This is a genomic window from Massilia cellulosiltytica, from assembly GCF_047325105.1.
Lineage (GTDB): Bacteria > Pseudomonadota > Gammaproteobacteria > Burkholderiales > Burkholderiaceae_D > Telluria > Telluria orientalis.
The window spans coordinates 5,863,378-5,885,104 of sequence record NZ_CP168562.1; the positions used below are offsets into that span (position 1 = coordinate 5,863,378).

Here is a 21,727-nt window from a genome sequence, read left to right on the forward strand (position 1 = left end):
AACATTTTCATTCCTCGGCGTTCTTAATCGTTTAGCGCGCGGCACGATACGCCATCGAAGCGGCGGCTGTTGAAAAACTGATGGATGGACGCGCGCAGCTCCTCCACCTCGTCAAATTCGACGTACGTCACGTCGACCAGGTCCTCGAGTTCGCGGATCAGGGTCGTCTTGATCGGTGCGCCTTTCCACACAAGGAACAGCACCGGGGTGCGCCGTCCCTTGAAGATGTGGTAACTCAGTTCGAAGGCACTGCTTTCGCTCATGCCGACGCGGATGTTGATCATCACGTCTGCGTGGTCCAGCAATCCCAGGCGGTGGTTGCGGAAGTTCCGGGGCGTGAACGGCATGTGCTGCTCGCGTTCGAAGGAGTGCTTGAACGTGAGGGCGCTTTCGGCCTGCGTGCCGGTCAGGTAATCGAACGCATACGGTGCCCCGTTGGCGCTGTCGATCAGGTGCATGATGTCGCTGATCATGCGCTGCTGCCGCGCGTCCGATTCGGTGAACGGCTGGCGGATGAACACCTTCAGCGGCTCGGCACCCGTCACGCGCTTGCGCTCGTGCCGGCGGCGCTCGGGAATCGTGGCCGCCGCGGCCGCCAGGTCGGCCTCGGTCGGCGCCGGGCGGCCGCGCGCGGACGGCGTCGCGGGGGTCTCGCCGTGCAGCGTATGCAAGGAATACAGGCCATAGTTGTCGATGTGGCGGATTCCCTCCAGCGCCGCTTCGGCGCCGGCGATGGTCGTATAGCACGGTGCACCGCATGCCAGCGCGGCCACGCGCAGCGCGCTCGACGCGTAGATGGCGGCGCGCTTCTCGTCCACGGTCAACACGACCAGCGCGATCTCGCGGGCGTGCATCAGATCGAGCGCCTCGGCGTCGTCCACGGTCACGACTGGAATGTCGGCCGCCGCGATCACGGTCGCGGTGACGTGGCTGGCGCACAGCGTGAAACCGGCCGCGTGCAACTGACGGGCCAGCGCCGCGGCGCGCGCCTGGTCGCCGCGCTTGACGCGCATGAAGACCCGGCCTGCGCGCGGCAGGCGTACGTTGGCCGCCAGTTGCGCCTTGTAGAACGCTTCGCCGAACGTGGCGCCCACGCCCATCACTTCGCCGGTCGATTTCATTTCCGGGCCGAGGATGGTATCGACGCCGGGGAATTTCGCGAACGGGAACACGGATTCCTTGACGCAGAAGCGGGACGGGACGGCTTCCGCCGTCACGCCCTGGCTCGCCAGCGACTGCCCCGCCATGCAGCGCGCCGCGATCTTGGCCAGCTGCAGTCCCGTCGCCTTCGACACGAACGGCACCGTGCGCGAGGCGCGCGGGTTGACTTCCAGGACGTAGACATGGTCGCGCAGCCTGCCGTCCACCTTGACCTGCTGGATCGCGAACTGCACGTTCATCAAGCCGACGACGTTCAGGCCACGCGCCATGTGGGCGGTCTGGCGCTTGAGTTCCGCGATCGTCTCCGGCGCCAGCGAATACGGCGGCAGCGAACAGGCCGAATCGCCGGAATGGATGCCCGCCTGCTCGATATGTTCCATCACGCCGCCGATCACGACGTCGGTGCCGTCCGCGACGCAGTCGACGTCGCACTCGATGGCGTCGTTCAGGAAGCGGTCCAGCAACACCGGCGAATCATGCGACACCTTGACGGCTTCGCGCATGTAGCGTTCGAGGTCGGCCTGTTCATGCACGATCTCCATCGCCCGCCCGCCCAACACGTACGATGGGCGCACCACCAGCGGATAGCCGATTTCCTCCGCCATGCGCACGGCCTCGAGCTCGGTACGCGCGGTCCGGTTCAGCGGCTGGCGCAGTTCCAGCCTGTTCAGCAGCTGCTGGAAGCGCTCGCGGTCTTCGGCGGCGTCGATCATGTCGGGCGACGTGCCGATGATCGGCACGCCGTTGGCCTCCAGCGCCAGTGCCAGCTTCAGCGGCGTCTGCCCGCCGTACTGGACAATCACGCCTTCCGGCTTTTCCAGAGCGACGATTTCCAGCACGTCTTCCAGAGTGAGCGATTCGAAGTACAGGCGGTCCGACGTATCGTAGTCGGTCGAGACGGTCTCCGGATTGCAGTTGACCATGATGGTCTCGTAACCGTCTTCGCGCAGCGCCATGGCGGCATGAACGCAGCAGTAGTCGAATTCGATACCCTGGCCGATGCGGTTCGGGCCGCCGCCCAGCACCACGATCTTGCGCTTGTCGCTGGGTTCCGCTTCGCACTCGTCGTCATAGGTCGAATACAGGTACGCGGTGCGGGTGGCGAATTCGGCGGCGCAGGTGTCGACGCGCTTGTACACGGGGCGCACGCCCAACTGGTGGCGGCGCGCCCGGACCTCGTCCTCGTGGGTCTTCAGCAGCGCCGCCAGGCGGCGATCCGAGAAACCCTGTTGCTTCAGCCTGCGCAGGATGGGTTCGTCCAGGGCGCCGAGGCGCTGGGTCTCCAGCCACAGTTCGACCTCGACCAGGTCCTGGATCTGCGCCAGGAACCACGGATCGATGCGCGACAGACGATGCACGTCGTCCAGCGAATACCCCTGGGCGAACGCGTCGCCCACGAACCAGATTCGCTCCGGGCCGGGCGCCGCGAGTTCCGCCTCGATCACCTCGGTGTACGATTGCCTGCGCCGCAGCCCATCGACGCCGATATCCAAGCCGCGCAACGCCTTCTGGAACGACTCCTGGAAGGTGCGGCCCATCGCCATCACTTCGCCCACGGATTTCATCTGTGTGGTGAGGCTTGTGTCGGCACCGGGGAATTTTTCGAAAGCGAAGCGCGGAATCTTGGTGACGACGTAATCGATGGCCGGCTCGAACGAGGCCGGGGTCGCGCCGCCGGTGATCTCGTTGCGCAGTTCATCGAGCGTGAAGCCGACGGCCAGCTTGGCCGCCACGCGGGCGATCGGAAAGCCGGTGGCCTTGGAAGCGAGCGCCGACGAGCGCGACACGCGCGGGTTCATCTCGATGACGATCATGTGGCCATCGGCCGGGTTGACCGCGAACTGCACGTTCGAGCCGCCCGTGTCGACGCCGATCTCGCGCAGCACGGCGAGCGACGCGTTGCGCATGATCTGGTATTCCTTGTCCGTCAGCGTCTGCGCCGGCGCGACGGTGATCGAGTCGCCCGTGTGCACGCCCATCGGGTCCAGGTTCTCGATCGAGCAGACGATGATGCAGTTGTCCTTCTTGTCGCGGACGACTTCCATCTCGTACTCTTTCCAGCCGAGCAGCGATTCTTCGATCAGCAGTTCGGAGGTGGGCGACAGTTCCAGGCCGCGCGCGCAGATGGCGTTGAATTCGCGCGCGTCGTGCGCGATGCCGCCGCCGCTTCCTCCCATCGTGAACGACGGGCGGATGATAACGGGGAAGCCCAGCTTGGCCTGCTCGGCCCAGGCCTCGGCCATGTTGTGGGCCACGCCCGAACGGGCCGAGCCCAGGCCGATCTTCGTCATCGCCTCCTTGAACCGGGAGCGATCCTCGGCCTTGTCGATGGCGTCCGGCGTCGCGCCGATCAGTTCCACGCCATGCTCGGCCAGCACGCCGTGGCGATGCAGGTCGAGCGCGCAGTTGAGCGCCGTCTGGCCGCCCATCGTGGGCAGGACGGCATCCGGTCTTTCGGTGGCGATGATGCGCGCCACGACTTCCCACTGGATCGGCTCGATGTACGTGACGTCGGCCATGTCCGGGTCGGTCATGATCGTGGCGGGATTGCTGTTGACCAGGATGACCTTGTAGCCCTCCTCGCGCAAGGCCTTGCAGGCCTGGGCGCCCGAGTAGTCGAATTCGCACGCCTGGCCGATCACGATCGGACCGGCGCCGATGATCAGGATGCTGTTGATATCGGTGCGCTTAGGCATGGGATGCCTCCATCAGCGAGATGAAACGGTCGAAAAGGATGCCCAGGTCGTGCGGACCGGGCGAGGCCTCGGGGTGGCCCTGGAAACAGAAGGCCGGCCTGTCGGTACGCTCGAAGCCCTGCAGCGAACCGTCGAACAGCGACACGTGGGTCACGCGGCAATTGGCCGGCAAGGTCGCCGCGTCGACCGCGAAACCGTGGTTCTGCGACGTGATCATGACCCGGCCGCTGGCCAGCTCCTGCACGGGGTGATTGGCGCCGTGGTGGCCGAACTTCATCTTGACGGTCTGCGCGCCCGAAGCGAGCGCCATGATCTGGTGGCCGAGGCAGATGCCGAAGGTCGGCACGCGCCGCTCGATGATGTCGCGCGCCGCGGCGATCGCATAGTCGCACGGGGCCGGATCACCGGGGCCGTTCGACAGGAACACGCCGTCCGGATCGAGCGCCAAAACCTCCGCGGCACCGGTTTGCGCCGGCACCACCGTCACGCGGCAGCCGCGTTGGGCCAGCATGCGCAGGATGTTGGCCTTGATGCCTAAGTCGTACGCGACCACGTGGAAACGCGGCGCATCCTGGACACCATGACCCGCGCCAAGGCGCCATTCCGTTGCGCGCCACTCGTAGCGCTCGCGGACACTGGCGACCTTGGCCAGGTCCATGCCCCCCAGGCCTTCGAAGCCGCGGGCCAGCGCGACCGTTTCCTCGGCGGACAGGCCGACGGCGATGGCGCCGTTCTGCGCCCCCTTGCTGCGCAGGATGCGCGTGAGCTTGCGGGTGTCGATGCCGGCGATGGCGACCACGCCCTGGGCCTTCAGGTAATCCGAGAGTGCCTGGGTTGCGCGAAAATTCGATGCCAGCAGCGGCAGATCCTTGATGACCAGGCCCGCGGCGTGAACCCGCGCCGCGGGACCATTGGACGATTCACCGTCTTCCGGATTGACGCCGGTGTTGCCGATGTGCGGATAGGTCAGCGTAACGATCTGGCGCATGTAGCTGGGATCGGTCAAGATTTCCTGGTAGCCAGTCATCGCGGTGTTGAAGACGACCTCGCCAGTGGTGTGACCAGTTGCGCCGATGCCATGTCCGGGAAAGATGCTGCCGTCCGCGAGGGCGAGTATCGCCCGGGCTTCCGTACCCGGCGCACGGTCGAGAGGGTGTTTCATGGAGACTCCTCGCAATACGATGTAGTGAGGCGCGCGATGGAAGACCCGCGGCGCATATGTAGCCTGACGTCGGTTTTCTGCTTTCCAAAAACGACGAGAATCGGAACATTAGCGCACTTTTTTTAGTGCCGCACGGAAATTTTTTTGTTAAACGAAAAAAGCGACACTTCCCTTATTTATTGACATGTGTCCTTACGAAACCGTCCGTGCCCGATGTGACAATGTGAGTCAATGCAGCGCACGCGCTTCGCTATACTCGTCCGGACTTCGTCCATCGAGAGGTCCCATGAAACGCCTGATTCCGCTGTTGTTCGCCTTTGCATGGCATGTGTCCGCCCATGCGGCCGATCCCCTGCCAGCCCACGTCGCCGGCAGCTGGGGCTCCGCGCAAACCGTCATGTACCTGCAGGCCGACGGCGATGGCCTGATGGCTGGCGCCGCACCGCCGGCCACGGGGGCAGACAACGCGCGCCCCATCATTGGCTTCCCGGTTCGCGCGGCGCTGGACGGCGACACGCTGCGGCTGCGGCCCTACCTGCCGAAAGGCGCGCCGGTGACGGACGTCGCGATGACCTGCCGCTACGACGCGTCCGCGCCCTCCTTCACGTGCACGGGCCCGGACAAGACGCCGTTCGTCCTGCACCGCCTCGGCGCGACACTGCCGCCCGAAGCCACCTCGACGATCGCCGGCCTGAAAGCCCGGCAAAACGGCTCCTGAGGCCAGGCTGTCGTTTACCGAACGACCGTGCAGTTTGTTACACTGGCAGAGCACGCAACCAATATTCCAACAGGAGACACAATGCGCCCTCTCGCCCACGCCGCCATCCTTACGTTTGCCGCCGCTCTTGCCGCCCCGCTCGCCTGGGCCCAGGACGCCTCGCCCGTCGGACTGTGGAAGACCATCGACGATGCCTCCGGCAAGCCGACCGCCCTGATCCGCATTACGGACAACCAGGGTGAACTGCAGGGCAAGATCGAAAAGCTGTTCCGCACGCCGGAAGAGGACCAGAACCCGAAATGCACGCTGTGCCAGGGCGCGCGCAAGGACCAGCCGATCGTCGGCATGACCATCGTGTCGGGCCTGCGCAAGAACGGCGACGAGTACACGGGCGGCGAGATCCTCGACCCGAAGAACGGCAAGGTCTACAAGAGCAAGCTGAGCATCCACGAAGGCGGCAAGAAGCTCGAAGTGCGGGGCTATGTGGGCGTGCCGATGTTCGGGCGGTCGCAGGTCTGGCTGCGCCAGGAATAACGACATTTGTATTTACAACGGTGCGTGTCCTGCGCGCCACGGGCTATGCCGGTATGCTAATCTGGTGAATGTTTCGTTCAACCAATTGGCATTCACATGATCTTCCTGCGGCTCCTGTCGTTCCTGATCGGCATTGTCATCCCCATGGCGCTGCCGCTCGTGCTCTCCGATGTCGGCACCCGCGGCATGCCCGGCTGGCCCGTGCTGGGCGGCCTGTTCGGCATGAGCCTCGTTTCCGGCAGCTTCCTGTACATCGCCCTGCTGGGGTCGCGCATGCGCCGGTCCATCATCCTGCGCATCCTGGGCGGCCTGCTGCTGCTGCTGCCGATGGCGGCCAGCGTTGCCGTCCTGCTGACGCGTACCCAGGAAGAGATGCTGGTGGCCGGCGGCGCGCTGCTCGCGGCCTCCGTGCTGATGTTCATCAGCTTCGTCTTTCCGGGCTTCCCGGAAAGCCAGCGTCCCATGCGCAAGCGCGACCGCCAGGAGCCGGCGCTGCCCTGACGTGAACTAGGCAGGCGGGAGGTTGTCCCACAGGTCGCCGGTCGGGCTGATGCGCGGCGCGGCGACGCCGAAATGCCGGTAGGCCAGCGGCGTGGCGATGCGCCCGCGCGGTGTGCGCTGCAGATAACCCTGCTGGATCAGGAACGGTTCCAGCACGTCCTCGATGGTATCCGCCGCTTCGCCGATGGCGGCCGCCAGGTTGCCGATGCCCACCGGGCCGCCGGCGAACTTGAACAGCACCGCTTCCAGCAGCTTCCGGTCCATCACGTCGAAGCCGACCGTGTCCACGTCAAGCATGCGCAGCGCGCGGTCGGCCATCTCGCGCGTGATCTCGCCATTACCCTTCACTTCCGCATAATCGCGCACGCGGCGCAGCAGGCGGTTGGCGATACGCGGCGTGCCGCGGGCGCGCTTGGCGACTTCGCGCGCGCCCTCCTCGTCGGTCGGCGCTTCCAGCAGCGCGGCGCTGCGGGCGACGATCTTCGTCAATTCCTCGACGTTGTAGAACTCCAGCCGGGCGACGATGCCGAAACGGTCGCGCAGCGGATTCGTCAGCATGCCCGCGCGCGTCGTGGCGCCGACGAGTGTGAACGGCTGCAGGTCGAGCTTCACGGAACGCGCGGCCGGGCCTTCGCCGATCATGATGTCGATCTGGTAGTCTTCCAGCGCCGGGTACAGGATCTCCTCGACCACGGGAGACAGGCGATGGATTTCGTCGATGAACAGGACGTCGTTCGCTTCCAGGTTCGTCAGCAGCGCGGCCAGGTCGCCGGGGCGCTCCAGCACGGGGCCGGACGTCTGGCGCAGGTTGACGCCCATCTCGCGCGCGATGATGTGCGCCAGCGTCGTCTTGCCGAGGCCCGGCGGGCCGAACAGCAGCGTGTGGTCGAGCGCCTCGCGGCGCTTGCGGGCCGCGTGGATGAAGATTTCGAGCTGGTCGCGGATCTTTTCCTGGCCGACATATTCGTCCAGATGCTTGGGGCGCAACGCGCGCTCGATCGCCTCCTCGTTGGGCGAGGCCGGCGCGGCGTCGATGATGCGCTGCTCGGTGAAATTGTCGGTCTGGATGCTCATCGTTGACTTCTAAAATTACGCCTTGGACAACGCCTTCAGCGCCAGCTTGATGCCGTCGGACACACTGGTCCCGGCCGGCATGTTCTTGATGGCGATGAGGGCTTCCTTGTCAGAATACCCCAAAGCCAGCAGCGCATTGAGCACGTCTGCCTGCGCATCGTCGTGCGGCGTGCCGGCCGCGACGCCGATGTCGGCGCCCAGCTTGCCCTTCAGTTCCAGCAGCAGGCGCTCGGCCGTCTTCTTGCCGATGCCCGGGACCTTGACCAGGCGCCCCGCTTCCTGCAACGTCACGGCCTGGGCGAGATCGTTCACAGTCATGCCGGACAGGATGGACAGCGCCGTGCGCGCGCCGACGCCGGTGATCTTGATCAGCTGGCGGAACACGGCGCGCTCGTTCGCCGACCCGAAGCCGAACAACAGGTGCGCATCCTCGCGCACGACGTAGTGCGTGAACAGGGTGACCTTCTCGCCCGTGTGCGGCAGGTTGTAGAACGTGCTCATCGGTACGTCGACTTCATAACCGACGCCCTGGCAATCGACGAGCACTTGCGGCGGGTTCTTTTCCAGCAGGACTCCGGAGAGACGACCGATCATGGTGACCTTTCAATAATTAGACGAGGCGGCCGCGCTTCATGTGCAGCGTCGGCTTTTTCGGATTGGCCGGTGCGAGCGTGCCGATCAATGCCAGCGCATCCTGGCTGTTGGCATGGCAGATGGCAATGCCGAGCGCGTCGGCCGCATCCGTGCCCGGCAGCCCCGGCAGCTTGAGCAGGCGCGCGACCATGTCCTGCACCTGCGCCTTGACGGCCTTGCCGGTCCCGACAACAGCTTGCTTGACCTGCGTGGGCGTGTACTCCGCCACGTCGAGGTCGGCGCCGACGAGGGCCGTGATCGCGGCGCCGCGCGCCTGGCCGAGCAGCAGGGTCGACTGCGGATTGACGTTGACGAAGACTTTTTCGATGGCCGCGCAGGCCGGCTGGTAGGTGGCGACGATTTCGCTGACGCCCGTCAGGATGACTTTCAGCCGCGGCGGCAGCGCGCCTTCGGAGCCCGTCTTGATGGTGCCGGACGCGATGTAGCGCAACCGGCTGCCTTGCTTTTCAATGACGCCGAACCCTGTCGTACGCAGGCCCGGGTCGATGCCGAGAATAATCATTATCGAATGTTATACCGGCGCGGGTGTTTCGTGGGAAAAATACTGTGCAAAAACACAGGTCGAGGCAACAAGGTTGCCTCGACCATTCGCCAATTAATGGCGGAAGTGACGCGTACCAGTATAGAGCATGACCACGCCGCGTTCATCCGCAGCGTCGATCACTTCCTGGTCGCGCATCGAGCCGCCCGGGTGGATCACGCAGGTCGCGCCCGCATCGACGACGACGTCCAGGCCGTCGCGGAACGGGAAGAACGCATCCGACGCCACGGCCGAGCCCACCAGCGACAGGCCGGCGTTCTGCGCCTTGATCGAGGCGATGCGTGCGGAGTCGATGCGGCTCATCTGGCCGGCGCCCACGCCGAGGGTCATGCCGCCGGCGCAGAACACGATCGCATTCGATTTCACGTACTTGGCCACGCGCCAGGCGAACATCAGGTCCTGCATCTGTTGCGGGGTCGGCTGCTTTTTCGACACGACGCGCAGGTCGCCCATGCCGACGTTCTTCGCGTCCGGCGACTGCACGAGCAGGCCGCCGCCCACGCGCTTGACGTCATACACGTTCTGACCGTCGCCAAGGGCGATTTCCAGCAGGCGCACGTTCTGCTTCGCGGACATGATCTGCAGCGCTTCCGCGGTGAATGCCGGGGCAATCAGGACTTCCACGAACAGCTTGGCGATGGCTTCCGCCGCCGGGCCGTCGACCGGCACGTTGAAGGCGATGATGCCGCCGAAGGCCGAGGTCGGGTCGGTCTTGAGGGCGCGCTGGTAGGCGTCCAGCGCGTCGGCGCCGATCGCGACGCCGCACGGGTTCGCGTGCTTGATGATCACGCAGCCGGCCGGCATGTTGAAGCCGCCCAGCGACTTGACGCATTCCCACGCGGCGTCCGCGTCGGCGATATTGTTGTACGACAGCTCCTTGCCCTGCAGCTGGCGGTAGTTGGCCAGGCTGCCGGCGGCCGGCACGAGGTCGCGGTAGAACGCAGCCGTCTGGTGCGGGTTTTCTCCGTAGCGCATGTCCTGGACTTTTTCGAAGTGCAGGTTCAGCGTCTGCGGGTAGGCGGCGCGGTTCGTGTGTTCCTTGTCCGGGCCGAGGCTCGTCAGGTAGTTCGTGATGGCGGCGTCGTATTGCGCCGTGTGCGCGAAGACTTTCTTGGCGAGGCGGAATTTCGTCTCGTAGCCGACGCTGCCGGCCGCTTCGCCGGTACCTTTCATCTCGGCCAGCACCGGACCGTAGTCCGCCGGGTCGACGATGACGACCACGTCGCGGTGGTTCTTGGCCGCCGAGCGCAGCATGGTCGGGCCGCCGATGTCGATGTTCTCGATCGCGTCTTCCAGCGAGCATTGCTCCTTGGCGACGGTGGCCTGGAACGGGTACAGGTTGACCACCACCATGTCGATCTGCGGGATGCCGTGCTCTTCCAGCTTGGCGACGTGTTCCGGGAAATCGCGGCGGGCCAGGATGCCGCCGTGGACCTTCGGATGCAGCGTCTTCACGCGGCCATCGAGCATTTCCGGGAAGCCGGTGTAGTCGGCGACTTCGGTGACCGGCACGCCATTGTCCTGCAGCAGTTTGGCGGTACCGCCAGTGGACAGGATGTTCACGCCGAGGGCGGACAGCGCACGCGCGAAATCGAGGACGCCGGTTTTGTCGGAAACGGAGATGAGTGCTTGTTTGATCATGGGAGTGGCCTGTTGAAAAAAATCTGGACGGGCTCGCGCACGCCGGACAGAGGGCCGACGCACGCCTGCACGCCCCGGCCCCTCCGCCGGCGCTTACAGCAGCCCGTGCTCCTGCAACTTCTTGCGTAATGTATTGCGATTAATGCCCAGCATCTGGGCGGCATGCGACTGATTGCCCTCCGCCCGCGTCATCACCACTTGCAGGATCGGTTTTTCGACGGTCAGGAGCATCATGTCGTAGATATTCGTCGGTTTCTGCTCGCCCAGGTCGTTGAAATAGTCTTCGAGGCTTTTTTGAACGACTTCCTGGATACTTTCTTTGCTCATGGTTTACAGCTTCATCCTGGTTAAATGCTGCTTTTGGCAGCGTTTGTCTCCGACGTTCTTCTAATTGTTGTTTAAAGGAGTCTCGGAAACCGTCGCGAGCGGCAGTAATTTTGTTCGAGAAGCACAGCTGTACGCTAGTACAGCGAGCATCGCAGGAAAAAATTGCAACGCGCAGCAGGTTTACGGGCCTCCTTTTAGGCGGCAATCGCGTCATCGTCAGGATGCGCGGGCCGGTATTGTAACCGGTCGCCATACCGGTGTTGCGATTTAAAAAACTCATCGACGGCAGATAATTGTTCAGCGGTCGACTCCAGACGGTTCATGCGCTGACGGAATTCTTCGCCGCCGGGCAGGTCTTCGACATACCAGCCGATGTGCTTGCGCGCCGTGCGCACGCCCAGGTATTCGCCGTAAAAGGCGTAGTGGGCCGGCAGGTGTTCGTGCATCAGCTCGCGCACCTCGTCCACCAGCGGCGGCGGCAGGTACTCGCCCGTGCGCAGGAAGTAATCGATTTCGCGACAGATCCAGGGACGGCCCTGGGCGGCGCGGCCGATCATGATCGCATCGGCGCCCGTGTAATCCAGCACGAACTTCGCCTTGTCCGGCGTCGTGATGTCGCCGTTGGCCACGACGGGAATGCCGACGGCGGCCTTGACGGCGGCGATGGTGTCGTACTCCGCATCGCCCTTGTAGCCATCGGCGCGGGTGCGGCCGTGCAGGGTCAGCATCGCGATGCCGGCCTCCTCGGCCATGCGGGCGATCGTCAGCGCGTTCTTGTTTTGGCGATCCCAGCCGGTGCGGAATTTCAGGGTGACGGGCACGTCGACGGCGTTCACGACGGCGTCCAGGATGCGCTGCACGAGGTCTTCGTGCTGCAGCAGCGCCGAACCGCACCAGTTGTTGCACACCTTCTTGACCGGGCAACCCATATTGATGTCGATGATCTGGGCGCCGCGCTCGACGTTGAATTTGGCGCATTCGGCCAGGTCGTGCGGGTCGGCGCCGGCGATCTGCACGGCCTTCGGCTCCATCTCGCCCGCATGGTCCGTGCGCCGCGACGATTTCTCGCTGGCCCACAGGCGCGGATTCGACGCGGCCATCTCGGACACCGCGTAGCCCGCGCCCAGCGTCTTGCACAGCTGGCGGAACGGACGATCGGTCACCCCGGCCATCGGGGCGACGAAGACATTGTTACGCAGCGTATAAGGACCAATTTGCACGGCAGAAAATTTACGGGAAGCGACGGGAACTCGCTATTTTACCCGAAGCGCTGCTCAATTTATCAGCACATTTTTTTACGGGATTGTTGCGCACGCGCCAGAAATGGCTTGCCAATCCCGCCAGCATGACTTTTACGGAAGCTCGTCGAGCACGGCCGGACGCAGGTGATCGACCTCGCCCCAGCTGTCCAGGACGAGGCTGCGATCGGCCGGGTCGAAGCGGAAACGGTTGATGCTGGCGTTGTAGACCTTGAAGTCGCGTGGCGTCTCCAGCGGCAGCCCGCGCGCGAGCCGGTAGGCGCACTCCAGCACGCCGCCATGCGCGACCAGCGCGATCGTCTTGCCGGGATTGTCCGCCGCGAGCGCGAGAATGGCGCCGGTGGCGCGGTCGAAAAACGACCGGAAGCTCTCGCCCACGTTACGGCCCGGCGGCAGTTGCGCGTCGACGTCGCGCGCTTGCCAGGCGGCGAATTCACGTGGGAAACGTTCTTCGATTTCGCTGTACAGCAAGCCTTCGAAGCCACCGTAGCCGCGCTCGCGCAGCGCCGGATCGATGGCCACCGTCAGTCCGCGGCGGTCGGCCACGGCCTGGGCGGTCTGGTGGGCCCGGCGCAAGTCGCTCGCGATGATGAGGTCGAGGGGCTCGCCCGCGAGCGCGCCCGCCAGCAGCGCGGCCTGGCGCTCGCCTTCGTCGTTCAGCGGAATGTCCAGGTGGCCTTGCAGGCGGCGTTCGGCGTTCCAGGCCGTTTCGCCGTGGCGGATCAGGAGGAGGTCGGTGGGTGCTGCGGATGCGTTGGTTGTCGTCATGCGGATGCATCGCCCCGCACCGCGGAGCGATCGTGTCGGCTTATAAAAATATCAGGAGGGCTGGCCGATCAGGTTGCCCGTCACGTCCGGATTGAGCGAATACACGCCGAAGATCTTCGCCTCGTCCAGGATGTGCCCCGTGATGGCCAGGCGCACTTCCTTGCCGGTGAACCGGCCCGCCAGCGGCAAACGTGGAATGTCGAGGGCGTACAGCGTAAAGACATAGGTGTGCACGCGTTCGTCGTTCCACGGCGGGCATGGGCCGTCGTAGCCATAGTATTCGCCGGCCATGTCGGGATCGTTCGCGAACCAGCCCGTGTAATCGTTGATGCCGTGGCGGAGCTGGTGTTCCGTGCCGTTCTTGATCGTGAACGGCACCAGCGGCCCGCTCTTGCCACCCGGCGTGACCATGTCCGAGAACTTGCCCTCGGCGAAGGATTTCAGGCACACGGGAATGTCGACGAGGGACCAGTGATAGAAATCCGTGCGCGGCAGCGCATCGGGCACGGTCCGGCCCTCCTTGTTCACGTCCGTGCCGTCCGTCGGCACGTCGATATCGTGCACGAGCAGGACCAGCGACTGCGTACCGGCCGGCACGTCGTCCCAGGCGATGTGCGGGCTGCGGTTGGTCGACAGCTTGATGTGGTTGCCGGGGTCCATCTCGGCGAACGCACATCTGGGCGGAATCATGTCGCCCTCGGTAAAGGAATCGCTCCAGATCTTCATGTTCTCTCTCCCTGCATCCTTAGCCTCAGACTCTCGCCGCGGCGCGCGGTTTCCGAATTCAGTTCGCGACACGGGGTGGATCAATGCGCAGCCAGAACGTCACCGGTCCGTCATTGATCAGCGCCACCTTCATGTCGGCGCCGAAACGACCCGTTTCGACGATACCGTGACGCTCGCGCGCCTGGCGCACGACATGGTCGAACAGCCGGCGTCCGTCCTCGGGCGCGGCGGCAGGAGAAAACGACGGGCGGGTGCCGGAGCGGGTGTCGGCCGCCAGCGTGAACTGCGGCACGAGCAGCAGGCCGCCCGCCACGTCCGTCACGCTGCGGTTCATCTTGCCGGCGTCGTCGGCGAACACGCGGTAGGTCAGCAGCTTCGCGAGCAGCGCGTCGGCTTCCCGCTCGGTGTCGCCCTTTTCCGCGCACACGAGCACCATCAGGCCGCGCCCGATCGCACCCGTGACCTCGCCGTCGACCGTGACGCTGGCCTCGCTGACCCGTTGCAGCAGGCCGATCATGCCGTGAGCGTCACGCGGGCGAACTTGCGCTTGCCGACCTGCAGCACGAACGTGCCGGCCTGCACCTGCAAGGCCTTGTCGGAGACGACCGTGCCGTCGATGCGCACGCCGCCCTGGTCGATCATGCGCATCGCTTCCGAGCTGGAGGCGCACAAGGCCGTCTGGCGCAGCAGTTGCGGCAGACCCAGTGGCGCGCCGGCGATGGCCACTTCCGGCACGTCGTCCGGAATGCCACCCTTGGAGCGGTTGACGAAGTCGGCCAGCGCATCCTCGGCCGCCTGCTGCGAGTGGAAGCGGGCCACGATTTCCTGGGCCAGCGCCACCTTCGCATCGCGCGGGTTGCGGCCGCCCTCGACTTCCGCCTTCAACGCGGCCAGGTCCTGGAGCGAACGGAACGACAGCAGCTCGTAGTACTTCCACATCATCACGTCCGAGATGCTCATCAGCTTGCCGAACATCGTGTTGGCCGGTTCCGTGATGCCGATGTAGTTGTTCTTGGACTTGGACATCTTTTCGACGCCGTCCAGGCCTTCCAGCAGCGGCATCGTCAGGATGCACTGCGGTTCCTGGCCGTAATCTTTCTGCAGTTCACGGCCGACCAGCAGATTAAATTTCTGGTCCGTTCCACCCAGCTCAAGGTCCGATTTCAAAGCGACGGAATCATAGCCCTGCATCAAAGGATAGAGGAACTCATGGACGGAAATGGGAGTCCCACTCTTGTAGCGCTTGGTAAAGTCGTCGCGCTCCATCATGCGGGCCACGGTGTAGCGCGAGGCCAACTGGATCATGCCGCGCGCACCGAGGGCGTCGCACCATTCGGAGTTGTAGCGGATTTCCGTGCGCGCCGGGTCGAGCACGAGCGACGCCTGCTTGAAATAGGTGGTGGCGTTCGCTTCGATCTGCTCGCGGGTCAGCGGCGGACGGGTCGCGTTGCGGCCCGACGGGTCGCCGATCATTGACGTGAAATCGCCGATCAGGAAGATCACCTGGTGGCCCAGGTCCTGCAGTTGGCGCAGCTTGTTCAGCACCACCGTGTGGCCCAGGTGCAGGTCGGGCGCCGTCGGGTCCAGGCCCAGCTTGATGCGCAGCGGCGTGCCGCTCTGTTCCGAACGGGCCAGTTTCTGGGCAAATTCGCTCTCGATCAGCAGTTCGTCCACACCGCGTTTGGTGATGGCGAGGGCTTCCTGGACGGCGTCGCTCAGGGGCAGAGGAGCCGGACCGGCTGCTGGCGTTGCAATTTTTGCATTACCAGAAATTTCTGGAGAAGTCATAAAAAATTTGTAGGAAAAGGACTAAAGCGGTTGTAAGACCCGGTATTTTGATATAATTCGCGATCCCATCAATCTTGCCGCACGAAAAGTTTCAACGACAACACTAATAACAACGACAAAAAATCACGGTGTCTTGGGCTGTTCAAGCGGTAAATTTTAACTGATTGCATGAACCCATTACAGAAAATCGCCGGCAAGCGCTGGTTTGGTCTGGCTGAAACGAGCCGCAAAACCCGCATCGTAGCCGGGGGTACTGCAGCCCTGGCACTGTGCGCCTTCGGCGCCACCGCAGTCGCCCCGATCGCTCCGGACGCGTCGGACATGCCGGTCAAATCAGTCGCGCAAGACCTGCAACTGCCGAACCTGGCAGACCAGATCGCCGCCCTCCAGCAAGACCAGCAGCAATTCATCCACGAAGAACGCATCCGTGCCGGCGACTCGCTCGGCACCGTGTTCAATCGCCTCGGCATCGAAGACCAGCAAGCGCAGGCCTTCGTCCGCAGCGACAAGACTGCCCGCTCCATCCTCTCGCTCAAGACCGGCAAGCGCATCCAGGCCGAGACCGACGAGAACGGGCTGCTGCTGACCCTGCACGCGACGATCGCCGACAAGGACCAGTTCAAGACCGTCACCATCACGCGCAAGGGCGACAAATTCGTATCGAATGCCGCGCCTGCACAGCTCGAGCGCCGCGTTGAGATGCGTTCGCGCAACATCAACAGCTCGCTGTACGCCGCCACCGACGATGCCGTCGACGGCAGCCAGATCCCCGATTCCGTCGTCAACCAGATCATCGAGATGTTCTCGACGAGCATCGACTTCCGCTCGGACCTGAAGCGCGGCGACCGTTTCAACGTCGTCTACGAAACCTTCTGGCTGGATGGCGAGATGGTGCGCACGGGCCGCATCCTGGCCGGCGAGTTCGTCAACCGCGGCGTCGCCTACCAGTCCGTCTGGTACGAAGACCCCGTCACCCACCAGGGCGGCTACTACAGCCTGGACGGCAAGTCGCTGAAGAAGGCATTCCTGAAGTCGCCGGTGGCGTTCAACCGCATCTCGTCGGGCTTCTCGATGCGCGTGCACCCGGTATTCGGCACCTGGAAGAAGCACGAAGGCGTCGACATGGCCGCACCGATGGGCACCCCGATCAAGGCATCCGGCGACGGCGTCGTCGAATTCGTCGGCACCCAGAATGGCTACGGCAACTTCGTCGTGCTCAAGCACTGGTCCAACTACAGCACCGCGTACGGCCACATGAGCCGCTTCGCCAGCGGCCTGCACCGCGGCCAGAAAGTGTCGCAGGGCGACGTGATCGGCTACGTGGGCACGACGGGCTGGGCAACGGGTCCGCACCTGCACTACGAATTCCGCATCGGCGGCCGCGCCACCGACCCGATGGCAATGAAGAACCTGCAGCAGCAGCCGCTGACGCCGGGCGAAATGACCCGCTTCAGGATGGCCGCGGCCGAGATGTCGCACCGCTTCTCGCTGCTGTCGCCGGCCGGTAACGCGATGGCTGCGCGCTGATCCTTCAGCGTTGCACATATGGACGCCTTGCACGGCTTGCCTGCAAGGCGTTTTGCTTTTAGGAATCGATCATGGCATCCACTCTCTACATCGGGCTGATGTCCGGCACCAGCCTGGATGGCGTCGACGGCGTGCTGGCCGACTTTTCCGGCCGCGGCATCCGCACGCTGGACGCCGCGTTCACGCCCTTCCCGGCCGACCTGCGCGCCGAACTGATGGCCTTGCAGGCCGCCGGCGCCAACGAACTGGAGCGCGAAGCGCTGGCCGCCAACGCACTGGCGCGCTGCTACGCCGAGTGCGTCAAGACGCTGGCCGCCGCGGCGCCGGGCCCGGTCCGCGCCGTCGCCGTGCACGGCCAGACGATCCGCCACCGCCCCGAACTGGGTTTTACCCGCCAGACCAATGATCCGGCGCTGCTGGCGGAACTGGCCGGCATCGACGTCATCGCCGACTTCCGCAGCCGCGACGTCGCCGCCGGCGGCCAGGGCGCCCCGCTCGTCCCCGCGTTCCACGCAGCCCGTTTCGGCAAGCGCAACCAGGTGCGCGTCGTCGTCAACATCGGCGGCATCGGCAACATCAGCGTGCTGCACGGCGATGGCCGCGTGACCGGCCACGACACCGGCCCCGGCAACGTGCTGATGGACCTGTGGATCGCGCGCCACCAGGGCAAGGCCTACGACCAGGACGGCGCCTGGGCCGCGGCGGGCACCGTCGACGCGCCCCTGCTCGACCTGCTGTTGGATGAACCCTATTTCCGCCAGCCGCCGCCCAAGAGCACGGGCCGCGACCTGTTCCACGCCGACTGGCTCGATGCGAAACTGGCGCAGCGGCCGGGCGTGTCTCCGGCCGACGTGCAGGCCACCCTGACGCGCCTGACGGCCGTGACGATCGCCCGCGCCATCCAGGCGGAGGCCGACGCGCAAGCCGTCTACGTGTGCGGCGGCGGCGCCTATAACGGCGTCCTGCTGCGCGACCTCGCCGACGCGCTCGGCGGTACTATCCCGGTCGCGTCGACGGACACGCTGGGCGTCGCGCCGAACCGCGTGGAAGCCCTCGCCTTCGCATGGCTCGGCTACCGCTTCCTGCGGCGCCAGCCGGGCAACCTGCCGGCCGTAACGGGGGCCGCGGGGCCGCGCATCCTCGGCGCGCTGTATCCGGCCTGATTCCTCAAGCCATCCCGGCGCGGCCGGCCACCAGCATGTCGATCAGCGCGCGCGAGGCGGCCGACAGGCTGCGGTGGGCCGGATAGATCAGGGAGAATGTCCGCGTGCGCCCGCCCAGGCCGGGCAACACCTCGGTCAGGCGGCCTGCGGCCAGGCTGTCCTCGGCAAAGATGCGCGGGCACAGCGCGATGCCCATCCCTTGCTCCGCGAACCACACGACGCCCATGACGTCGGTCGCCACCGTGACGGCGGCCGGCGGCATCCAGTCGATGTCGCGCCCGTCGTCGCGCAAATGCCAGGGGATCACGCGGCCGGTGCTGGGACGGATGAAGGCGATGCAGCGCTGGCGCGCCAGGTCGGCGAGGCCGCACAACGGTCCTGCCGCCTCCAGGTAGTCCGGCGCGGCGACCAGGCACAGCGGCGACACTTCGAGCGGACGCGCCACCATGCTGCTGCTCGGGAGCGGACCGGAACGGATGGCCAGGTCGAACCCTTCCGCCACCAGGTCGACGTTGCGGTTGCTGATGTCGACCTCGAGCTCAACCAGCGGATAGGCGCGCGCATAGGCGGCGAGCAGCGCGGGCAGGCGTTGCTTGCCGTAGCTGGTGGGCACGCTCATGCGCACCTTGCCGCTCAACTGCACCGTCGTGCTGCGGATCGTGCGTTCCGCCTGCTCGATCTGCGCGAACGCGCCGCGCACCTCCTCGGCGTAGCGGCGTCCGGCATCGGTGAGGCTCAGGCTGCGCGTGCTGCGCCGCAGCAATTGCGCGCCCAGGCGGATTTCCAGCCGCGAGACGGCGCGGCTCAGCACCGACGCCGTGGTCGACAGCACCACGGCCGCAGCGCTGAACGACCCGTGCTCGATCACGCTGAGCAACACCTCCACATCCGACAAGTGATCGAACTTGCGGGCCATCTTCACCTTTCACGAACAAATCATTTGCTGACCGCCTAGTTTATTGCACGGCGAGGAGAAAATACAATGTCACCACTCACCATTCATAAGGTCACCCATGGAATTACTGAATAAACTGCAATGGCGCTACGCCACCAAGGCAATGGATCCGACCCGCCCGGTCGCCCAGGACAAGATCGACCGCATCATCGAGGCGGCCCGCCTGGCGCCGACGTCGTCCGGCCTGCAGCCGTACGAGATCCTGGTCGTCAAGAACCCGGCACTGCGCGCGCAGATCCGTGAAGTGGCGTGGAACCAGGCACAGGTCACGGATGCGTCGCACCTGCTGGTGTTCGCCGCCTGGGACGACTACACGCCGGAACGCATCAACCACATGTTCGACCTGACCAATGAAGTGCGCGGCTTCCGCAACGAAGGCTGGGAAGCGTACCGCCAACAACTGCTGTCGACCTATCCGGGCCGCGGCGCGCAGGTGAACTTCGAGCATGCCGCACGCCAGGCCTACATCGGCTTCGGCGCGGCCGTCATCGCGGCCGCGTTCGAGGAAGTCGACGCGACGCCGATGGAAGGCTTCGACCCGGCCGCCGTCGACGGCATCCTGAAGCTGCGCGAGCAACACCTGCGCAGTGTCGTGATGCTGCCGCTGGGCTACCGCCAGGCCGAGCAGGACTGGCTGGTCAACCTGCCGAAGGTGCGCCGCCCGCTCGACCAGTTCGTCACCGAAGTCGACTGATCCCGCGAACGTGGATCGTTTGTAACAAAACCACGTTCGCCTTCTCAGCGGCACACGGCACTTGTACCATTGCGCTATCCAATGTGCTCAAGAAAGATTTCGCAATGACCTACACGAATTTCACCCGCGCGCTCGCCCTGGCGCTGGCCGCCGCCGCCGTGGTGTCCGTACCCGCTCAAGCCGACAGCTTCGCGTCGTCCGCCTCCAGCGCGGGTTCCGCATCGTCGGGCAGCATTTCCGATTCGATCGGCGGCTCCAGCAACAGCTCGAGCGGCGACAACAAGCGCGCGGAGACCGGCCCGTACCGCGTGATCGACGTCGCACAGGCGCCGGCCAAGGCGGGCAAGGAAGCAAAAACGCGCATCACGCTGCGCGCCGTCGCGGGCGATGCCGCCACCCAGTTCTGGGTCGACGTGCCCGACCGCGCGCTGGCCGACCGCCGCGTCGGCAAGGGCGAAGTCGTGCAGGTGAACGAGCGCGTGTACGGCTACGAGTTCGCGTACGGCGACACGAAGCAGCCGTTCTTCCTCGCGCTGCAGGACGACTGGTACCGCGACCTCGCGTCGCGCAAAGTGACGATCTGATGTTCCGGCGGGTCCTCGCGGCCGCGCTGCTGCTGTGCGCGAGCGCGGGGGCATCGGCCGGCATCCCGACCTTCTGCGACCGCGCCGACAAGGTCACGGCCGCGGACCAGGACCGCGTGCTGCGCTTCGCCGCCGCGGTGAAGGATGAACTGGCGCGCTCCGGCAGCAATCTCGCCCTCGTCGCGCGCGCGGGCCTGGACCTCTCCCGTTTCGGCCTGCTGTATTCGCACGCGGGCATCGCGCTGAAAAACAATCCCGGTGGGCCGTGGGCCGTGCGCCAGTTGTATTACGCGTGCGACGAATCGCGTCCGCGCCTGTTCGACCAGGGCATATCCGGCTTCGTGCTCGGCGCCGACGCGCCCACGCATGGCCACGTCGCCCTGCTGTTCCCACCCGAGCAGGACAGCGCGCGGCTGGAACAGGCCGCGCTCGACAAGCCGCTGGCCCTCGCGCTGCTGGGCACGAGCTACAGCGCCAATGCGTACGCGTTCGGAACGCGCTACCAGAACTGCAACCAGTGGGTGGCGGAGCTGATCGCGTTCGCGTGGGGCCGGCTCGACCCGGCCGATCCCGCGCGCGCGCGCGCGCAGGCGTGGCTGCGCACGCAAGGCTATGCGGACACGCCCGTCCGCATCCCGTCGCACTGGCTGATGTTCGCCGGCCAGTTCGTGCCCCTCGTGCACGTGGGCGACCATCCGCTCGACGACATCCACGCGCTCGCGCTGCACATCAGCGTGCCGACCGCGATCGAGGACTTCGTCAGGAAAGAAGCCCCGCGGACGCGCCGTGTGGAACTGTGCCACGACGAGCACCACATCGTCGTGCACCGCGGCTGGGAACCGCTGGGACCGGGCTGCGAGCCGCTGCCCGGTGACGACGTGATCGCCCTTGCGCCCTGATGTAAGATGACGCCTCCGTCAACTTATCCAACCGTCCATGTCCAGCCAACTGCTCCGCCACGTCGTCCTGTTCTCGTTCAAGGATGACGCTTCGTACGACGACGTCGACGCCATCGTGACCGGCTTCGCCGCCCTGCCCGCGGCCATCCCCGGCATCACCGCCTACGAATGGGGCACGAACGTGAGCCCGGAAGGCCTGAACGACGGTTTCACGCACTGTTTTACCCTGACGTTCGCGCAAGCCGAAGACCGCGACGCCTACCTCGTGCACCCGGCGCACCAGCGCTTCGTCGAGACGCTCAAGCCTTCTCTCGCCAAATCGCTGGTGCTGGACTACTGGGCGAAATAACGCCCC

General features: G+C 65.3%; 22 protein-coding genes. 9 read left to right on the plus strand and 13 right to left on the minus strand.

Translation table 11 applies throughout. The annotated features are described in order from the left end of the window. Positions 1 to 23 precede the first annotated feature (23 nt). Positions 24 to 3,857, minus strand: coding sequence for a carbamoyl-phosphate synthase large subunit (gene carB / locus ACEN9H_RS25690; protein ID WP_413672563.1), 3,834 nt, complete (start codon positions 3,855 to 3,857; stop codon positions 24 to 26). Then, entirely contained in the window at positions 3,850 to 5,019 is a 1,170-nt protein-coding gene (gene carA / locus ACEN9H_RS25695; RefSeq protein ID WP_413672564.1) for a glutamine-hydrolyzing carbamoyl-phosphate synthase small subunit, read from the minus strand. The genes carB and carA overlap by 8 nt, the downstream gene beginning before the upstream one ends. 286 nt (positions 5,020 to 5,305) lie before the next feature. On the opposite strand from carA, the gene ACEN9H_RS25700 reads away from it, so the two are divergent. From ACEN9H_RS25700 to ACEN9H_RS25710, 3 genes are all read left to right on the plus strand, one after another. Further along, on the plus strand, positions 5,306 to 5,737 hold the full coding sequence (locus tag ACEN9H_RS25700; protein WP_413672565.1) for a hypothetical protein: 432 nt from the start codon (positions 5,306 to 5,308) through the stop codon (positions 5,735 to 5,737). A gap of 81 nt (positions 5,738 to 5,818) precedes the next feature. After that, positions 5,819 to 6,271 (plus strand): DUF2147 domain-containing protein, encoded by a 453-nt coding sequence (locus ACEN9H_RS25705; protein WP_413672566.1) that lies wholly within the window; start codon positions 5,819 to 5,821, stop codon positions 6,269 to 6,271. A gap of 96 nt (positions 6,272 to 6,367) precedes the next feature. Beyond that, the gene (locus ACEN9H_RS25710) at positions 6,368 to 6,772 is read left to right on the plus strand and encodes a hypothetical protein (protein ID WP_160409698.1); all 405 of its coding nucleotides are present in this window, start codon (positions 6,368 to 6,370) and stop codon (positions 6,770 to 6,772) included. Between the two features lie 6 nt (positions 6,773 to 6,778). Here ACEN9H_RS25710 and ruvB read toward each other — a convergent pair whose 3' ends face one another. From ruvB to tyrS, 10 genes are all read right to left on the minus strand, one after another. Then, positions 6,779 to 7,846: a Holliday junction branch migration DNA helicase RuvB gene (gene ruvB, locus ACEN9H_RS25715; protein WP_056122374.1), complete on the minus strand. Its 1,068-nt coding sequence runs from the start codon at positions 7,844 to 7,846 to the stop codon at positions 6,779 to 6,781. Between the two features lie 15 nt (positions 7,847 to 7,861). Further along, complete coding sequence (gene ruvA, locus ACEN9H_RS25720) at positions 7,862 to 8,440, minus strand: Holliday junction branch migration protein RuvA (RefSeq protein ID WP_036235449.1); 579 nt, start codon at positions 8,438 to 8,440, stop codon at positions 7,862 to 7,864. 16 nt (positions 8,441 to 8,456) lie between these two features. Next, complete coding sequence (gene ruvC / locus ACEN9H_RS25725; RefSeq protein WP_056122372.1) at positions 8,457 to 9,002, minus strand: crossover junction endodeoxyribonuclease RuvC; 546 nt, start codon at positions 9,000 to 9,002, stop codon at positions 8,457 to 8,459. Positions 9,003 to 9,095: 93 nt separating this feature from the next. After that, a complete protein-coding gene (gene purH / locus ACEN9H_RS25730; protein ID WP_371765885.1) occupies positions 9,096 to 10,682 on the minus strand; it encodes a bifunctional phosphoribosylaminoimidazolecarboxamide formyltransferase/IMP cyclohydrolase in 1,587 nt (528 codons plus the stop codon). Between the two features lie 93 nt (positions 10,683 to 10,775). After that, entirely contained in the window at positions 10,776 to 11,009 is a 234-nt protein-coding gene (locus ACEN9H_RS25735; RefSeq protein ID WP_036235444.1) for a helix-turn-helix domain-containing protein, read from the minus strand. Positions 11,010 to 11,203: 194 nt separating this feature from the next. Beyond that, the gene (gene dusB, locus ACEN9H_RS25740; protein WP_413672567.1) at positions 11,204 to 12,229 is read right to left on the minus strand and encodes a tRNA dihydrouridine synthase DusB; all 1,026 of its coding nucleotides are present in this window, start codon (positions 12,227 to 12,229) and stop codon (positions 11,204 to 11,206) included. Positions 12,230 to 12,361: 132 nt separating this feature from the next. Continuing rightward, the gene (locus tag ACEN9H_RS25745) at positions 12,362 to 13,036 is read right to left on the minus strand and encodes a histidine phosphatase family protein (protein WP_413672568.1); all 675 of its coding nucleotides are present in this window, start codon (positions 13,034 to 13,036) and stop codon (positions 12,362 to 12,364) included. A gap of 51 nt (positions 13,037 to 13,087) precedes the next feature. Beyond that, positions 13,088 to 13,762, minus strand: coding sequence for a YbhB/YbcL family Raf kinase inhibitor-like protein (locus tag ACEN9H_RS25750; protein WP_056122360.1), 675 nt, complete (start codon positions 13,760 to 13,762; stop codon positions 13,088 to 13,090). Between the two features lie 58 nt (positions 13,763 to 13,820). Next, a complete protein-coding gene (dtd, locus tag ACEN9H_RS25755; protein WP_160409700.1) occupies positions 13,821 to 14,279 on the minus strand; it encodes a D-aminoacyl-tRNA deacylase in 459 nt (152 codons plus the stop codon). Beyond that, the gene (tyrS, locus tag ACEN9H_RS25760) at positions 14,276 to 15,550 is read right to left on the minus strand and encodes a tyrosine--tRNA ligase (RefSeq protein ID WP_160409701.1); all 1,275 of its coding nucleotides are present in this window, start codon (positions 15,548 to 15,550) and stop codon (positions 14,276 to 14,278) included. Before tyrS ends, dtd begins: the two co-directional genes overlap by 4 nt. A 168-nt stretch (positions 15,551 to 15,718) precedes the next feature. Here tyrS and ACEN9H_RS25765 point away from each other — a divergent pair, with 168 nt between their 5' ends. Both ACEN9H_RS25765 and ACEN9H_RS25770 read left to right on the plus strand, forming a co-directional pair. After that, entirely contained in the window at positions 15,719 to 17,077 is a 1,359-nt protein-coding gene (locus ACEN9H_RS25765; RefSeq protein WP_413672569.1) for a peptidoglycan DD-metalloendopeptidase family protein, read from the plus strand. Between the two features lie 71 nt (positions 17,078 to 17,148). Next, positions 17,149 to 18,240 (plus strand): anhydro-N-acetylmuramic acid kinase, encoded by a 1,092-nt coding sequence (locus ACEN9H_RS25770; protein WP_413672570.1) that lies wholly within the window; start codon positions 17,149 to 17,151, stop codon positions 18,238 to 18,240. Positions 18,241 to 18,244: 4 nt separating this feature from the next. Here the strand turns inward: ACEN9H_RS25770 and ACEN9H_RS25775 are convergent, their stop codons facing one another. Further along, positions 18,245 to 19,156, minus strand: coding sequence for a LysR family transcriptional regulator (locus tag ACEN9H_RS25775; protein ID WP_413672571.1), 912 nt, complete (start codon positions 19,154 to 19,156; stop codon positions 18,245 to 18,247). A gap of 97 nt (positions 19,157 to 19,253) precedes the next feature. Here ACEN9H_RS25775 and ACEN9H_RS25780 point away from each other — a divergent pair, with 97 nt between their 5' ends. From ACEN9H_RS25780 to ACEN9H_RS25795, 4 genes are all read left to right on the plus strand, one after another. Beyond that, the gene (locus tag ACEN9H_RS25780; RefSeq protein WP_413672572.1) at positions 19,254 to 19,889 is read left to right on the plus strand and encodes an NAD(P)H-dependent oxidoreductase; all 636 of its coding nucleotides are present in this window, start codon (positions 19,254 to 19,256) and stop codon (positions 19,887 to 19,889) included. A 104-nt stretch (positions 19,890 to 19,993) separates the two neighbouring features. Then, positions 19,994 to 20,473: a hypothetical protein gene (locus ACEN9H_RS25785; protein WP_413672573.1), complete on the plus strand. Its 480-nt coding sequence runs from the start codon at positions 19,994 to 19,996 to the stop codon at positions 20,471 to 20,473. Then, positions 20,473 to 21,372 (plus strand): DUF2145 domain-containing protein, encoded by a 900-nt coding sequence (locus ACEN9H_RS25790; protein WP_413672574.1) that lies wholly within the window; start codon positions 20,473 to 20,475, stop codon positions 21,370 to 21,372. The genes ACEN9H_RS25785 and ACEN9H_RS25790 overlap by 1 nt, the downstream gene beginning before the upstream one ends. Positions 21,373 to 21,409: 37 nt before the next feature. Next, entirely contained in the window at positions 21,410 to 21,721 is a 312-nt protein-coding gene (locus tag ACEN9H_RS25795; protein WP_413672575.1) for a Dabb family protein, read from the plus strand. Positions 21,722 to 21,727: the final 6 nt, after the last annotated feature.